At 61.7% G+C, this 16036-nt stretch carries 12 protein-coding genes; 5 read left to right on the top strand and 7 right to left on the bottom strand.

The genetic code is table 11. From position 1 onward, the window contains the following. Positions 1-73: 73 nt before the first annotated feature. The gene (locus OOZ51_RS00895) at positions 74-1756 is read right to left on the bottom strand and encodes a peptide ABC transporter substrate-binding protein (RefSeq protein WP_265977004.1); all 1683 of its coding nucleotides are present in this window, start codon (positions 1754-1756) and stop codon (positions 74-76) included. A 426-nt stretch (positions 1757-2182) separates the two neighbouring features. Continuing rightward, on the bottom strand, positions 2183-4030 hold the full coding sequence (locus tag OOZ51_RS00890; RefSeq protein WP_265977003.1) for an ABC transporter ATP-binding protein: 1848 nt from the start codon (positions 4028-4030) through the stop codon (positions 2183-2185). Positions 4031-4109: 79 nt separating this feature from the next. Here OOZ51_RS00890 and OOZ51_RS00885 point away from each other — a divergent pair, with 79 nt between their 5' ends. Then, positions 4110-4739 (top strand): PH domain-containing protein, encoded by a 630-nt coding sequence (locus tag OOZ51_RS00885; protein ID WP_265977001.1) that lies wholly within the window; start codon positions 4110-4112, stop codon positions 4737-4739. A 21-nt stretch (positions 4740-4760) separates the two neighbouring features. On the opposite strand, the gene OOZ51_RS00880 is transcribed toward OOZ51_RS00885, so the two are convergent. The 4 genes from OOZ51_RS00880 to OOZ51_RS00865 all read right to left on the bottom strand — a co-directional run bounded on the left by OOZ51_RS00880 (position 4761) and on the right by OOZ51_RS00865 (position 11727). After that, on the bottom strand, positions 4761-5858 hold the full coding sequence (locus tag OOZ51_RS00880) for an ABC transporter permease (protein WP_265977000.1): 1098 nt from the start codon (positions 5856-5858) through the stop codon (positions 4761-4763). Beyond that, on the bottom strand, positions 5855-7396 hold the full coding sequence (locus OOZ51_RS00875) for an ABC transporter permease (RefSeq protein ID WP_265976999.1): 1542 nt from the start codon (positions 7394-7396) through the stop codon (positions 5855-5857). The genes OOZ51_RS00880 and OOZ51_RS00875 overlap by 4 nt, the downstream gene beginning before the upstream one ends. 180 nt (positions 7397-7576) lie before the next feature. Continuing rightward, positions 7577-9352 carry an ABC transporter family substrate-binding protein gene (locus tag OOZ51_RS00870; protein WP_265976998.1) on the bottom strand — a complete coding sequence of 592 codons (1776 nt, stop codon included), beginning with the start codon at positions 9350-9352 and terminating at the stop codon, positions 7577-7579. A gap of 608 nt (positions 9353-9960) precedes the next feature. After that, entirely contained in the window at positions 9961-11727 is a 1767-nt protein-coding gene (locus OOZ51_RS00865; RefSeq protein WP_265976997.1) for a GNAT family N-acetyltransferase, read from the bottom strand. Between the two features lie 84 nt (positions 11728-11811). Here OOZ51_RS00865 and OOZ51_RS00860 point away from each other — a divergent pair, with 84 nt between their 5' ends. The 4 genes from OOZ51_RS00860 to OOZ51_RS00845 are packed head-to-tail and all read left to right on the top strand — an operon-like array spanning position 11812 to position 14672. Beyond that, positions 11812-12591, top strand: coding sequence for an alpha/beta fold hydrolase (locus tag OOZ51_RS00860; RefSeq protein WP_265976996.1), 780 nt, complete (start codon positions 11812-11814; stop codon positions 12589-12591). A 42-nt stretch (positions 12592-12633) separates the two neighbouring features. Further along, the gene (locus OOZ51_RS00855; protein WP_265976994.1) at positions 12634-13326 is read left to right on the top strand and encodes a histidine phosphatase family protein; all 693 of its coding nucleotides are present in this window, start codon (positions 12634-12636) and stop codon (positions 13324-13326) included. A 24-nt stretch (positions 13327-13350) separates the two neighbouring features. Further along, complete coding sequence (locus tag OOZ51_RS00850) at positions 13351-13905, top strand: DUF3090 domain-containing protein (RefSeq protein WP_265976993.1); 555 nt, start codon at positions 13351-13353, stop codon at positions 13903-13905. Then, the gene (locus tag OOZ51_RS00845) at positions 13905-14672 is read left to right on the top strand and encodes an SCO1664 family protein (protein WP_265976992.1); all 768 of its coding nucleotides are present in this window, start codon (positions 13905-13907) and stop codon (positions 14670-14672) included. The genes OOZ51_RS00850 and OOZ51_RS00845 overlap by 1 nt, the downstream gene beginning before the upstream one ends. Before the next feature lie 165 nt (positions 14673-14837). Here the strand turns inward: OOZ51_RS00845 and ychF are convergent, their stop codons facing one another. Next, positions 14838-15923, bottom strand: a complete 1086-nt coding sequence (ychF, locus tag OOZ51_RS00840; protein WP_265976991.1) for a redox-regulated ATPase YchF — start codon at positions 15921-15923, stop codon at positions 14838-14840. Between the last annotated feature and the right edge of the window lie 113 nt (positions 15924-16036).

The raw sequence follows: 16036 nt of genomic DNA, 5'->3' as shown, positions 1-16036 counted from the left end.
GAATCAAGGCATGGGGGCCCGGTTTGTGGCCGGACCCCCATACGCTAACGAGCTTGGAACAAGTCCAGTAGGACTACTTTGCGGTGATGTTGTAGTACAGCAGGACGCCGTTCCAGCCGGAGTCAACGTTGCTAACGTTCTGGCTCCATACAGCCTGGCGTGCCTGGTACCACAGGGGCAGGTTCGGAAGGTCCTTGAAGAGGATTTCCTGTGCCTGGGTGAACTTCTTGTTTGCGTCGCCCGTGGACTTGGATGCCAGGCCCTCGGTCAGCAGCTTGTCGAACTCAGGGTTGCTGTAACCCTCGTAGTTGGCGCTGGCACCGGTCTTCAGCAGCGGGCCGAGGAAGTTGAACAGCGACGGGTAGTCTGCCTGCCAACCGGCGCGGGTGAAGCCCGGGAGGGTCTTTGCCGTGCGGAGGTTCAGGATCTCGGCGAACTTGGCGAACGGCTGGCCTTCTGCCTTGATGCCAAGGTTGTTCTTCAGGTTGTTGGCAACGGCGTCAATCCATTCCTTGTTGCCACCATCGGTGTTGTACGCGAGCTGAAGAACCTTTGCGGCGGGCCACGGGCTCATGGCGTCTGCCTTTGCCCAGAGGTCCTTGGCCTTCGCGGCGTCGAACTTCAGAACGTCGGAGCCTGTCACGTTGGCGTTGTAGCCGTCAATGGACGGAGACGTGAAGTCCTTCGCCGGGATACGCGTGCCGTTGAAGACGACCTTGGTGATCTCATCGCGGTTGATCGCCATGGAGATGGCCTGGCGACGCAGCTGGCCGGCCGGTCCCTGGAACTCAGGCAGGTAGTTCGGGATGTTCAGGGTTGCGTTGCCTGCGTAAGCCTTGTTCAGGTTGTGGTCCGCGAAGTCCGTGGTGTAGGTCTTCAGGGCGTTCGTCGGCAGGACGTCGGTAACGTCAAGGTTGTTGGCCTGGACGTCCGTGTAAGCCGGAGCCGGGTCGGTGTAGAACTTGAAGGTCACGCCGCCGTTCTTGGCCATACGGGTGCCTTGGTAGTCCGAGTTCTTGACGAGGGCGATCTGGCTGTCGTGCTGCCAGGCTCCCTTGGCGGCCATCTTGTACGGGCCGTTGCCGATGGGGTTTTCGCCGAAGGCCTTCGGGTCCTTGAGGGCGTCAGCCGGAAGCGGCATGAACGCGGAGTAGCCGAGGCGCTGCGGCCAGTCGGCTTCCGGCTGTGCCAGCTTGACCGTGATGGTCGAATCGTCCTTCAGCACCAAACCGGACATCGTCTGGGCGGTCGGTGCGGGAGTCGACGTTGACTTGCCGTCCGCGCCCTTGGTCTTCGTGGTAGCGCTGACCGCGTCGTAGCCTTCGATGGATTCGAAGAAGCTGCTGCTGGTCTGGGCGTTGGTGCTCAGGGCGGCGAAGTTCCAAGCATCAACGAAGCTCTTGGCGGTGACTGCCTCGCCGTTGGTGAACTTGGCGCCCTTCTTGACCTTGATGGTGTAGTTCTGGCCGTCGCTCGTGTCAATGGATTCCGCGAGTGCGTTCACGGACTTGCCACTGGCGTCGTAGCTGGTCAGGCCTTCGAACAGGAGGTCGACAACGCGGCCACCGTACACCTCGCTGGTGTTGGAAGGGATCAGTGGGTGCTGGGGTTCATTGCTGTATGCGGTGATGATTTTGTTCGGATCGCCGGCAGCGGTCTGGCCACTGCTTCCGGAGGCAGAGCTGCCACATCCGGTGAGGGCAAGTGCGGCGACTGCCAGCAAGCCAAGAGCTTTGGAAGTGCGCGAAAAACGCATTCCGCCTCCTATGGATTCAGGGGGATGGGTCGGGGCAACTCATGGCTGCCCCGGGGGCCAGACACAGAATTATCCTGTGACGCGGCCTACATGGATGTGTAATCCTAACCACACCATGTCCGAAATATGGAATCCCATTGGCACATGGACCCAAGTATGCACTTGACAGTTTTAGTAATGAAGCAGTCATTTCAAGTAAATGAAGCAGTCACTTCACGTAATGGATTACTCCTTGGTACACTTGACATACCCAACCCCTACTTTTCGCAAGAAACTAGGGGTTTTCGGGCACGCCAAACGTCTTTCGTGGAAGCGCGAAAGGACGCCCGGGGTACAAAAAAGAGCCCCCATGGACCGTTTGGCCACGGGGACTCTTTGCAATGAGCGGCAGTCCGTTTGTGCTGCGAGCTGCTTGGCGCGAAGTTGCTACTCGATGCCGGCGGCCATGAGTTGCGCCCGCAGTTCCCGGCGCTCCCGCTGCTTCTCCGGGTCCGGAAGCGGTACCGCAGCAAGCAGCCTTTGCGTGTAAGGTTCCTGCGGATTACGGAGAATCTGTTCCCGGGTGCCCTGCTCCACGATCCGGCCGCGCTGCATAACGCAAATCCGGTCGGCCAGCACATCAACCACGGCGAGGTCGTGGGTCACGAACAGGCACGCGAATCCCAGTTCCTTCTGCAGGTTCTGGAAGAGTTCCAAAACCTTCGCCTGCACCGAAACGTCCAACGCCGACGTCGGCTCATCCGCCACCATAAGCTTGGGCTGCAGGGAGAGCGCACGAGCAATACCGACACGCTGCTTCTGCCCGCCCGACAACTCATGCGGGTAACGGTTGCGGTAACCGCGGGGCAACTCCACTTGGTCCAGAAGGTTCTCGATCCGCTTCTGCAGTTCCACGCCCTTGGCGACCCCGGCAAGGAACATCGGTTCGCCGATGCTCTCACCGATAGGCAGCCGCGGATTCAGCGACGACGACGGATCCTGGAAAACCATGCCGATATCCCGACGGACCTCGCGGAGCTGCTTTCCATTCCGTTTCGCTGCGGAAATGTCCTGACCCACCACATGCATGCTGCCGGCGGCCACAGGCAAGAGCCCGACGGCGGCGCGTCCAATGGTCGTCTTGCCGGATCCCGACTCCCCAACCAGGCCCACCACTTGACCCGGGTAGATGACCAGGTTTGCCCCCTCGACAGCACGGAACGCAGGAACACGGCCCTGCTTGGGGTACTCGATGGCGACGTCGATCAGCTCAAGCACAGGGTTGCCCTTGGGCTTGGCGGCTTCTTCCGCCGCCGCCTTCAAAGCCGCCTGGTTTTCACGTTCCCGGCGGAGCAACTCGTCATGCTCAACGGATTCCAGCTCGGTGTGCGTGGCCGCAGCCAGGGCCGCAGTGACATCGACGTCGGGACTGTCCGCGCCCTGGCCCAAGTGGGGAACAGCTGCCAGCAGCGCCTGCGTGTATTCATGCTGCGGGTTGCTGAAGATCTGCTGCGCTGTACCCGTTTCCACAATGACGCCCTTGCGCATCACTGCTATACGGTCAGCGAGGTCGGCCACCACACCCATGTCGTGCGTGATGAGGACGATGGCGCTATCCAGCTTGTTGCGCAGATTGCGCATCAGGTCCAGGATTTCAGCTTGGACCGTCACGTCCAGGGCCGTGGTGGGTTCATCCGCGATCAGCAGTTTCGGGTCGCAAGACAACGACTGGGCGATCATGGCCCGCTGGCGCTGGCCGCCGGAAAGCTGGTGCGGATACGACTTGAAGGCCTTCTCCGGGTCAGGAAGCTCCACGAGGTCCAACATACGCAATGCGCGCTCCTTGGCCTCGTCCGGGGAGACCACGTTGTGAAGCCGGATCGTCTCAACGATCTGGGCACCCACCGTGTAGACGGGGTTGAGCGCCGTCATCGGTTCCTGGAAGATCACGGCAACATCCTTGCCGCGGACCTCCCTGATGGTGCCGGATTTGGCGCCAAGCAACTCCTTGCCGGAGAGCTTCACACTCCCCGTGACCCGGCTGTTGCTGGGAAGTAATCCCAACAAAGCCATGGAACTGGCACTCTTGCCGGAACCGGATTCACCGACGATCGCGAGGACCTCACCCGCCCTGACCTCATAGTTCAGTCCGATGGCGGCCGGGACCCATTTCTTCTCCACACCGAAGTCGACGCTGAGATCGCGCACTTCCAGGACCACGCTCCCCAGCGCTGTCTTGTCCGAGGCAGTCTCAAGCGGGGTTGCCTCAGGTTCGGGGCTGGCATTGTCAGTCATGTTGGGTATTCCCTTCCGCCCGGGCCACCCTCCAAGGGGTGATTAGTGAAGTAGCCCGGAATCCTGAATTATTAGGGGCATGAGCCGAGAGCCCCATGCCGGAAATGTCGAAATCTTCAAGGCCCGCACCAGCAGGCTGTTCGCCTGGGCTTGTTGGGCAATAGCGGCCTTCGGGGTAGTCGTGACGCTTGTGGTGGCCGGTCCGGGAGCCCTTCCGGGCACCGCTCCCCTGCTCCTTGTGGCCTTCATCGGCTGGTTGCTGTTCTGGCGCCCGGTGGTGGTGGTCAGGGACTCCGGCGTACGGCTGGAGAACCCTTACAGGACCGTTGAGGTCCCGTGGGATGCCCTGGTGCAGGTGGATACCCGCTACGCCCTGACGCTCATGACGCCACGCAAAAAATACTCCGCGTGGGCCGCACCGGCGCCCGGGATCTGGGGCGGACGCAATGCCCGCCCCGAGCACCTGAGAGGGCTCCCAGGCACCACATACGGTCCTGGCAGTTCGGTTCGTCCCGGAGATCTCAAGAACACCGATTCGGGTGCCGCAGCCGTCTTGGTCCGCACCCGCTGGCAAGCCCTCGTGGAGTCCGGCCGGGTTGAGCCCGGCCGGGCGGAGGACGCCATAGTGGCGGTCACGGTCGAATGGTTCCGCGTGGCGGCCACGGTGGCGTTGGCCGCGGCCAGTTACTGGGCGGTCTTCCGGTACTAGCGTTCCCCTGGCGGGTCCCACTCAGCTGCCCTTCGGAGTATCGGCGACCGGCGCCGTCGTCGTGCTGGAGTGCTTTGCGGTCTCGACCGCGGACTTGGCCCGGAACTTCTTCTGGCGCGGGTCGAAAGCGTCCCGCAGGCCATCGCCGATGAAGTTGATGCTGAGGCAGATAAGGATGATAAACAAGCCCGGGAACCAGAACAACCATGGGCGAGTGGCAAACGCCTCCTGGTTCTGTGCGACGAGCAGGCCGAGCGACGTGTCCGGAGCCTTCACTCCGAGGCCCAGGTAGCTGAGGGCGGTCTCCAAGAGGATGGCGGCGGACATGGTCAGCGTCACGTTGACGATCAGCACACCGACGGCGTTCGGGAGGATGTGCTTGAAGATGATCCTCGCGTTGGAGGCGCCGGAGATCCGGGCAGCATCGACGAATTCCCGCTCACGGAGCGTCAGGAACTCACCGCGGACAAGACGGGCGAGGCCCACCCAGCTCACAAATCCGAGGAAGATGCCGAGAATGACGACACCGTTGTTGGCGGCAAACCCGTTCAGCCAGCTGCCCTCGTCCCGGCGGTTGGCTATCTGACCAACCACGGCCGCGAGGAGCAGCAACGGAATGATGATGATGACGTCCGTCAGGCGCATGAGAACGGCTTCGACCCAGCCTCGGAAATAGCCGGCTAGTCCTCCGACGATGGCGCCGATCGCACCTGCAATACCACCGATCAGTAGCATCACGGTGATTGACTGTTGCGCGCCACGCATCGTCATGGCAAACAGATCGCGCCCGATCCGGTCTTGGCCGAACGGATGCTCGCCCCAGGCAAACGGCCACAGCGATGAGGTCGGAGCACCATCATTGACGAGCGGCGAGACGTCAACGTGGGTGTACTTCCACCACCCGGGAATCCCGAACGCGCCCACCGAGGTGAAGGCAAGCAGGAAGATCACGGCGAAAACCGCGAGTCCGATCAGGGCGCCGGTGTGGCCGAAAAATCTCTTGCGGACAATCTGGCCCTGGCTCAGGCCGCTGGTAACTTCGCCGCCTCCATGCGTGGCTGCCGCTTCGGCAAGTGCCTGTTGCGCGAGGAGTTCGTCCTCTTGGGTTGGCTGGCTCATGCTTTGATCCTTACGCGTGGGTCGAGCGCGGAGTACGCGAGATCCGCTATCAGGTTGAAGACCATGGCGGTGATAGCCACACAAAGGAACACGCCCATCACCGGGTTCGGGTCCGTGTGCAGCAGTCCGTCAATGAACAAGAAACCCATGCCCCGAACGGAAAAGACCGTTTCGGTAATGACGGCACCACCGATCAATGCACCGATGTCAAAGGCGACGATCGTTGCAATCGGAATCAGAGCGTTCCGGAACGCGTGGCCCATGATGACGGAACGTTCGCTCAGGCCCTTGGCGCGCGCTGTGCGGATGTAGTCCATGTTCATGATTTCGAGCATCGACGAGCGCGTGAACCGCGTGTAGCTGGCCAACGAGACAAGGATCAGGGCAATGGTCGGCAAGACGAGGTGGGTCAAGGTGTCTGTTGACATGATCCAGAAATCGCCTTGGATGTTCGGTGTTCCCGCTCCGATGGTGGCGATCGGGCGTCCGCGCACCCGGCTGTTGTTGAAATACGAGGGCCAGGCCTGCATGAACCGGTCCACGACCACAAGGGCTCCGACCAGGAAGGCCGTGAGTCCGGCGGCGCGCATGGATTGGCCGCGGTCGTAGCCGCCCATGAAGTACCCCACCGCGACGCCAACCAGGATGGTGGCGATTGCAAGGAGGAAGATCATGAGCCCGGTCGCGTCACTGAGCAGCGGCTGCACAGCGAAATAGGCGATCACACCGATGCCCACCACAATCAGGCTCGATTGCAGTGCCTTGCGGTTCTTGAGCCCGGAAACCAATATGGTGATTCCGAAGGCGATTCCCGCCCCCATGATCGCGATGAGGACCGGCCCCAGGCCCGGATTGCGGAACCATTGAGTCAGCGAGAAGTAGAAAAGAACAAGCGAAACGGCAGCAAAGACAGAGCCTCCGACGATCAGCCGGCGTTTCACTTCGCCGCCCACGACGACGGCCCCAATGAGGCCCAAGACGGCCCCGATCCCAAGGGCCACAGCCGGCGGTATTTCCGGATTTCGCAGGAAGTCATTAAAGCCAATGGCACCGAACTCCTTAAGAAGGACGGCTACCCAGAAGATCGGCAATGAGAAGAACAGGAATGCCATGAACGTCACGCCATAATCCAGCGCGCTGTACTGGCGGAGTGCGGTGACGATGCCGAGCGAAATGCCGATGAGAATCGCAAGGATTGTCGCACCGGTAACGAGCGTCAGGGTTTGAACCAGCGCGAAGCCGAGGGCCTCCGTGATTGGCTGCCCGGCGATGTTCTTGCCGAGATTGCAGGCGTTGCCGAGGGGAACCAGGCACTGGGCTGCGCCGCCTAGCCACTTGAAATAGCGAAGCGGCGCTGGGGTGTCGAGATCAAGCAGATTGATTCGCGCATCCATCAACGCTTGCCGGTTCGGTGCACTGCTGGTGCGGAGCTCTTCCAAGGGGTCCCCGGACAACGCTGTCAGGAGATACACCAAGAATGATGCTCCAAGAAGAATGAATGCGGCGGTGATGAGCCGCCGGACGATATAGGTCACCATGGTGAAGAACCTCGAAATCCAGGCCCGGGGTCGCCGGCGCCTATCGCAGAATCGTGCCCCTTCCCTGCATGAGGTCGTTGGGAAGCAGACAATATACCGGTTCACCAACCCGAAGGCGCCGGGACCATGATACGTCGGTCCCGGCGCCTCGGCTGGCGATATTGCTCGCTGAGTTGGGTCTTACTTCTGAGCCCATTCCCAGAAGTTCCACCAAACACCAGTCTGGTTCGGCATGAGCTTCACACCGGTGATGCGGTCGCTGTAAGCGTCCACGTTCACGGACTGGAAGAGCGGCACACCGTATGCGGAGTCCCAGATCTTCTTGTCGATCTGCTTCTCAAGGTCATCTTGCTTGGTGCGGTCCGTGGTGACCACGAGCTCTTCCATCAACTTGTCCGCGTCAGCGCTGCTGAACTGGTTGAAGTTGTTGCCGCCGCCCGTCCTGAAGATCTGCGGAACGCCGGAGACACCAACGCCCGGGTTGATCCAGCCGAAGATGGTGGCATCATAGCCGCCCTTGCCCAGTGCCTTGCCCCAGTCGGACTTGCCAAGGCCGCCGTCGACGATCTTGAAGCCGGCTTTGGCAGCCGATTCGCGAATCAGCGAGAAGGCGTCAACACGGTTGGGGTTGTCCTTGTTGTACATGATGCGGATTTCCGGAGTGGCACCGTTGAGGAGCTTCTTGGCGCCGTCAATGTCGACATCCTGGTAGGCCGCGGAACCGTTGTTCTTGGCCGAATCCGCGTAAGCAGCCTGCTGCGGGACGAAGATCTGCGAGTCGAGCGGCTTGGCGTTCGGGTCAAGCTTGCCAATGATCTTGTTGACGATGTCCTTGCGGGGCACGGTCTTCATGAAGGCCTGGCGCACGTTCTGGTCGGCCAGCGGTCCCGAGTAGTTCAGGTCCAAGTGGTCGAAGGCCAGCTGGTTGCCCTGGTCAACGGTTACGCCCTGGCTGGAGAGTGCCTTCAGCTGATCAAGAGTGTCAGCGGAAGCCTGCGGGGCAATGATGTCTGCCTCGCCGTTCTTGAGGGCCTGGACCTGAGCCGGCGCGGAACCGATGTAGCGGACGGTGATTTCGTCAAGGCTCGGCGTCGGTCCCCAGTTGTAGTCCTTGTTGCGGACCATGGTGAGGGACTGGTCCTGGTTCATGCTTTTGACGATGTAAGGGCCGTTCGAGAGGAACAGTGTCGGGTCTGCGGGAAGCGTCTTCGTGTCGAAGCCGGTGTTCCACATGTCCGACATTGCCTTCAGCTTCGCGTCGGCGGGCTGGGGTGCCTTGGCATCTCCGCGCGGCTTGCTCTTGAAGAAGTCAATCAGGGCCTGCGTGTCCTTGAGTCCGGCCTTCTGGGCCAGGACGTGGGCGGGAACGTCAATGCCAGGACCACCCAGGACGATCTCCCAGTCGGAGAAAGGCTTGGAGTACTTGAGCGTAAGAGTCTTGTTGTTGTTGCTGATCTCCGGGAAGTCCGTCAGGCTGAGGCCCGAGTTGTCACCAGCGTAGGAGAAGTACGACGTGCCGGTCTTGGCCTTCGCGTCGGCGTCGTCGTAGTAGCCGGAGAACGCTGCCCACTGGAGGAGGAGGTCTGCGGCCGAAACAGGCGTGCCGTCGGACCACTTCACACCGTCGTTGATGGTGTACTTCACAGTCAGCGGACTATCCGAGACCTTTTCCATCTTGCCGAATTTGTCGTTGTGGACGACATTCAGCTTGTTGTCGATGTAGTAGAAGCCCGAGTGCGTGGCGTAGCTGACCTTCGAGTTGATGTCAGTGTTGCCGTCGGCGGTGTTGGGGTTGAACGTGTTGAAAGCGTTGACCTCGACGACGGTGGCCGTGCCACCTTGCTTGGCCGCTCCGGTGGACGGGGTGTTGCCGCCGGTATTGCCGGCGCAGGCGCTCAGTGCGATTGCGGCGATTGCCGCGATGCCCACTGCTTTGGAAGTACGTCCGAAACGCATTCCGCCTCCTATTTTTTGAGTGGAAAAAGCCGGCGCTGTTGACTCCGGCAGACTGCCACAACCCCCTCAGCAGGCTTGTGGCTCGTCTCACATGAGCAGTAGCCTAGCGCCCGGACCGGATGTTTGGGTCCAAAGTTTCCCGGCAGTAAAGTTTGTTATCGAGATGCAATCATTGAAGGACGTCCAAGTGCTTCCATGATCCAGCCCTCATGACAAAAGCCCCGGTTCAAGGCGAACCGGGGCTCGTATAAGTTAATTCTCCATCACTGAAGATGACAGGCAGAAACCTGGAGAAGAGATCGTAGGATCACCCTCGATCGGGTTCAGGAGCCGCAGGCATGCTCAAGGGGTATGCAGGCAGGGTCCCGGGGCTTACGTTGAGGAGTATGGGCGAAAAATTCACTTACGAGGGCGGTCCCCGTGACAAAGAAAGCAGCGAGGGCGAGGTATCGGACTTCCCGGAGATTCACCCGGGCGGAGAGTACCAATGGTCTGGTTTGGCCCACGGCCAACCTGATGTGGACGAGCCAGACAATGCACCTCACGACGATGAACCTGCGACTGTGGTCTGGTATCCGAAAACAGACTAGCCTGGCCTGTGCCGACTTCTATATGCTCCGTTTCAGTCCTACGTGGGCAGTCCGATATCCGAGTCGCGTGTAGAAGGCTCGAGCCCGTTCCCGTGCTTCGTCGGTGGTCACCTGTGCCAGCTGCGCACCACGCGCACGCCCAAAATTGTGTGCCCACTCAAGCATCGCGGTGCCCAAGCCATGGGAGCGTTCCGCGGCCGCAACTCGCAGTCCCTCGATCTGTAGTCGGGAAGAACCACCCCGGGAAAGACCTGGAATGACGGTCAATTGCATTGTGGCAACGATGCGATCGGCATCATTGCGGACAACCCCCAGATAGTTGGAACTGTCGCGAACAACCAAGTTGTAGGCCGCCTCGTATCGTTCGAGCTCGACGCACTCACGATCGGGACCGAACTGATCATCAGACAGGAGCGCGGCGATGGCCTCGACATCATCGCGACTCGCCCGTTCCAGCCTGAAGGTCCGGCCCGCCACCCGCAGCAGTCCTCGAACTGAGGATCGCGCATCTGCCTGCAAACGAGCGACCAGCAGATCAAGCCATCCGCCGACGTTGGCTCGAGCCTCAACGGTGTCGGGATAACGGCATCTCAAGTGCAGACCGGACTCATCCAGGATGAACCAAAGCATGACGCCGTCGGTGTCGATTGTCGCGCTCACGTAATGGGCGTCGAGTCCGACAGAGTCGATTCGCACCGGCAGTCTGCGCAGGTCCAGCCAGGAGATCGCGAACATACCAGGAGCTACGGGCATGCAGCCCCATGGAGCCAGCACGTCCGCGAGCGGCCACGAGCCAAGCTGCACAGCTTCTTTTACCGCGGCCGCCGCAGCGCGCGGCTCGGCGACCGCCGACTCAAGTACCGAATTAGTAATGAACCAGCCGACTGAGTCATGCCAGCGGTCGTCGAAGCGGCTGTGCACGGGAAAAACAGCTCGCAGCGGGGTTCCCGCCAACTCGCGGGTCACCGCTGTCATCGCAACAACAGCGAGTGCGAGCGTCGAGACGCCGTCGTCGCGGGCCTGCGCAGCAAATGCCGCACCGTCGTCGAGATCGAACACATCGCGAACTTCTACACGCTCGCGCTGCGGATCGGGCGCACCCAGGGGCAGTGGGAATTGCGGCATGACGCCGCCGCTTTCCCCGATGATGTCTTCCCATCGCTGACGCACATGGTCCGGCGCCGCATTCCGATCTAGCAGTGCTTGAGTGTGTTCAACAAATGCGGGCGCTGGCCCGGGCAACGGTTCACGGCCCGCCCTCCCAGCATCGAGCGCCGAGAGCAGGTCTCGCGCGATCACCAGCATCGACCACATATCGACGTGGGCGTGGTCGGCCGCAATCACGACGGTGAGTCCAGCAGCAGTCTCCAATACGCACAGCCGGTGTGAGGGCTGTTGGTATGGCGAACATGCGGCATCGAGAATGTCCCGCACCGCGTCATTGACGGCCTGGCCGGGAGATACCTGATGCTCGACCCAGGTTCCCGGACCAACATTGATTTCGTGAAGCTCCGGATCACCATCCGCGCCGGGCACAAATGCCGTTCGCAGTGTGCCGTGACGGGCGACGACAGCCAGCCAGGCATCGGCAATTGACTCACGACGAGTTGGTGAAGGCAGCCGAAAAGACAATGCCATCCAGGAGCCGGGGCGGTCGCCTGCCCCCACGTGGAGCCGCTGGTCAAAGGACACTGGAAGACGTTGGTCGAGCGCAGACACACTGACGTCGTAGCCCCAAAGTCGTCCGAACGGGAGGCGCAGGTGCGTGACGTTGGTCAGCCGCATGGCAGTATCCTATCGCCCCGGATAGCCTGAATGTTCAACGCGGCCGCTCGACGTGACGCGGTCAGTCACGAAACGAGGAGCCTGATGCCCACTTTCGAAGTTCCCGGAGCCGAGCTTGCGGTTGCTTTGAGCGACGAAGGTGGACACCCGGTTGTCCAATTGCATGGCCTTACCTCAAGCCGCGCGCACGATCGGGTGCTCAACCTTGATCTCGGTCGAGGGCTTAGTGGAACTCGACTGCTGCGGTACGACGCGCGCGGCCATGGCCGGTCGACGGGGCGGAAGGTTCCCGAGGAATATCAATGGCAAAACCTCGCCGACGACCTCCTGCGACTGCTCGATCACTGGTTCCCAGGCGAACGTGTCCACGGAGTTGGTCCCTCAATGGGTACCGGCACACTCTTGCACGCCGCTTCCCGCGAGCCAGACCGCTTTACCGGGCTCACGCTTATGGTGCCACCCACCGCGTGGGAAACCCGAGCTGCACAGGCTGCAAACTACCGAGTTGCCGCAGCGCTAATCGAATCTGTTGGTGTCGAGGAATTCCTCGCCACCACGCGCGGAGCAACGCCGCCGCCGGCCACAATTGGAGCGCCGGAGACGGTGCCCGATGTCGCCGACGCCCTATTGCCGTCGTTGTTTCGAGGCGCGGCACTCAGCGATCTGCCTGCTCCTGGGGCCATCGCGCGAATCGACGTACCGACGACAATCTTGGCGTGGGTCGATGATCCGGGCCACCCGCTGTCAACCGCGGAATCCCTTGCCGCACTGCTCCCGCAAGCAACGCTGACGGTCGCCCGCACCCCAGGAGATGTCGAAACCTGGCCCAATATTCTGAGCCAGGATGTCGCCCGTCGGGGCTAAGCGACTTTTCGCTCGACTACTGCGGGTGGTTAGGCTGGGTGGATGGCGACAGTTATTCTCGTGAGGCACGGCCGCACCACAGCCAATGCCACTGGGCTGCTGGCCGGTCGGGCCTTCGGCGTCAGCCTGGACCAGATCGGACGCGACCAGGCGGCTCGGACCGGGGACCGGCTCGCGGCCGTGCCCTTGGTCGGGGTGGTGTCGAGCCCTCTTGAGCGTTGTCAGCAGACCGCCCAACTCATCCTCGATCGCCAGGCTGGCACGCCGTACGCGCCGGTCGATCTCGATCTCACCGAGTGCGATTACGGCCAGTGGCAGGGCCGCACGCTCAGTGATCTCGCGACCGAGGATTTGTGGCCGGTTGTGCAGTCGCAACCGTCCGCCGTCGTCTTTCCCGGCGGTGAATCCATGGCCGCGATGCAGGCTCGGTCGGTGGCAGCGATTCGACGCCACGATGCAGCCTTCGAAGCCGAGTACGGGCCAGGGGCCGTCTGGGTGGCGGTGAGTCACGGTGACGTCATCAAGTCAATCCTCGCCGACGCGCTCGGCATGCACCTTGACCTGTTCCAGCGTATTAACGTGAGCCCCGCCTCCGTATCGATCGTGCGCTACGGCGCTAGCCGGCCGACCGTCTACGCGACCAACACCGAAGCAGGTGATCTGTCGTGGCTCTCGAACGGCATCCACTCTGGGGATGCGCCGGTGGGCGGCGGGGCAGGGCAAAAGGCGCCATGAGCCTCTTTGGCCTAAAATACTGACATGCCTACACGTGTTCACGAGTTTGCCTGGCCTGATCGCGTCGTCGTCGGCACCATTGGCCTTCCGGGGGCGCGCACGTTCTACCTGCAGGTGCGCGCAGGGACGCAGATCGTGAGTATCGCCCTGGAGAAACAGCAGTCGGCTCTGCTCGCGGAGAAGATCGACGAAATTCTCGACCAGCTCATCACCGTCGAGGGCAACCCCTTCAGCGTTCCCACGAGTACCCCCATTGAACTTGTCGACAATGACCAGCTCGACGCCGTTCAGGAGCAGTTCCGAACCGGCGCCATGAGCTTAGGTTGGGACCCAACCACGGCCCAGGTCCTACTAGAGGCCTACCCCATCACCGATGCCGATGCTGATGACAACGACGCATCGCTTGATGAGGGCGGCGCTAACGAGCCCGAAATGCTGCTGGTGCGAATGCCGGTCGGCACCGCCCGCGCATTCGCCAAGCGCACCCGTGAGATCGTGGGCGCCGGGCGTCCGACGTGCTCGCTCTGCGGTTACCCCATAGAGGCCGACGGGCACATCTGCACCCTTCCCGAGGTCTGATGCCAACGCCGGACCTAGTGACCGCCGAGCTGACGCTCACCGGCCGCATCACGACGGCTTCAAACGCTACATTTCTGGGCAGCATCGGCGACGTGGTGGTCGTCTACAAGCCGATAGCAGGCGAAACTCCGCTGTGGGACTTTCCCCACGGCACCCTGGCACACCGGGAGGTGGCCGCCTACCTTGTCTCGCGGGCCTTCGGCTGGGACATCGTGCCGCGCACCTGGCTGCGCGATGGTCCGATGGGCGAAGGAATGGTGCAGCTCTGGCAGGAGCAAGACCCCGCACAAAACGCCGTGAACCTGGTGGCGACAGACCACGTGCCGGAGACGGGCTGGAAACACGTTCTCGAGGGACGAGATGAGAACGGACGGATGGTCACCCTCGTTCACGAAGACTCGCCAGCGCTCAGACGAATGGCGGTGTTCGACACGATCGTCAACAACGCCGACCGCAAAGGCGACCACGTTCTTGCCATGACGGACGGACACCGGCACGGCGTGGACCATGGGCTCACCTTTCACCGTGACCACAAGCTGCGCACGGTGCTGTGGGGATGGCTGGGAGACGCTCTGACCGCCGAGGAACGCGAGGGCATCGATCGTGTCAGCGAAGGACTGCACGGCGGGCTGGGCCGAAACCTGGCGGAATTGCTCAGCGCCGAAGAAATCGCATCGCTCGCCGCGCGCTGCGACCGGTTGCGCTTGGCAGGGCGGTTTCCGGCTCCGAGCGGTGAGATGCCGGCGGTGCCCTGGCCGCTGTTCTAAGGGAATTGGGCCGGCACGGAGCGTTCGGCGATCCCCTTATGTAGACGGTCTCCTTGGTCACGCCGAGATGTGCAGCAATGGCATCGGCAGAAAACCACGGTTTACACACGGCTGCACTCCTCGGGACACGCTAGGACCGGCTACTTCTTGCCCTGGCCCGGGAGGTTACACGTTGAAGCGGAACTCCACCACATCGCCGTCGGCCATGACGTATTCTTTGCCCTCAATGCGGACTTTGCCGCGGGACTTGGCCTCTGCCATGGATCCGGCGGCGATGAGGTCATCGAAGGAGACAACCTCGGCCTTGATGAATCCGCGCTGGAAATCCGTGTGGATGACTCCTGCGGCCTGGGGCGCGGTGTCGCCTCGGTGGATGGTCCAAGCGCGGGCTTCCTTCGGACCAGCTGTGAGGTAGGTCTGTAGACCGAGCGTGTGGAATCCGACCCGCGCTAGCTGATCCAACCCGGATTCGTCCTGGCCGTTCATCTCAAGCATCTCGCGGGCTTCTTCCTCGTCGAGTTCAACGAGATCCGATTCGAGTTTGGCGTCAAGGAAGATGCTGTCCGCCGGGGCCACCATGGCGCGGAGTTCTTCCTGCTTTTCGGGGCTGCCCAGGATGCCCTCGTCGGCATTGAAGACGTAGATGAAGGGCTTGGCCGTGAGGAGGCTGAGTTCCTTGAGGTGCTCCATCTCCAGCTTGTCGCTCTTGGCCGAGGAGAAGATCGTATCGCCGCGTTCCAGCACGGCCTGGGCAGCCAGGATTGCTGCGAGTTCCGCGGCTTCCCGCTTCTTGATCTTGACTTCTTTTTCGATCCGGGGAATGGCCTTTTCGATCGTCTGGAGGTCGGCCAGGATCAGTTCGGTGTTGATCGTCTCAATGTCCGAGCGCGGATCAACTTTGCCATCGACGTGGACGACGTCGGGGTCATCGAAGACGCGGATGACCTGGGCGATGGCTTCTGCTTCGCGGATGTTCGCAAGGAACTTGTTGCCCAGGCCTTCGCCTTCCGAGGCGCCCTTGACGATCCCCGCGATGTCAACGAACGAGACGACGGCGGGCAGGAGCCGCTGCGATCCGAAGACCTCGGCCAACTTCTGCAGGCGCGCGTCCGGCAGGTTGACGACGCCGACATTTGGCTCGATGGTGGCGAACGGGTAGTTCGCGGCCAGCACCTGGTTGCGGGTCAGTGCGTTGAAAAGGGTTGATTTGCCGACGTTGGGCAGTCCGACGATGCCAATAGTAAGAGCCACGAGCATTGATTCTACCCGCTGAGGCCCATTGTCCGTTTGCCGAGAAGAACCGAGGACCGCAGTCCCGGGTGCTGTGAGCCCCTTTCCCTATTTTGTCGTGCCCCTGTGCCAAG

This window comes from Arthrobacter rhizophilus, assembly GCF_026241105.1.
Taxonomy (GTDB): Bacteria; Actinomycetota; Actinomycetes; order Actinomycetales; family Micrococcaceae; genus Arthrobacter.
Note: the sequence above shows the minus strand (reverse complement) of the source record. Positions and strands in the feature narration are given on the sequence as shown.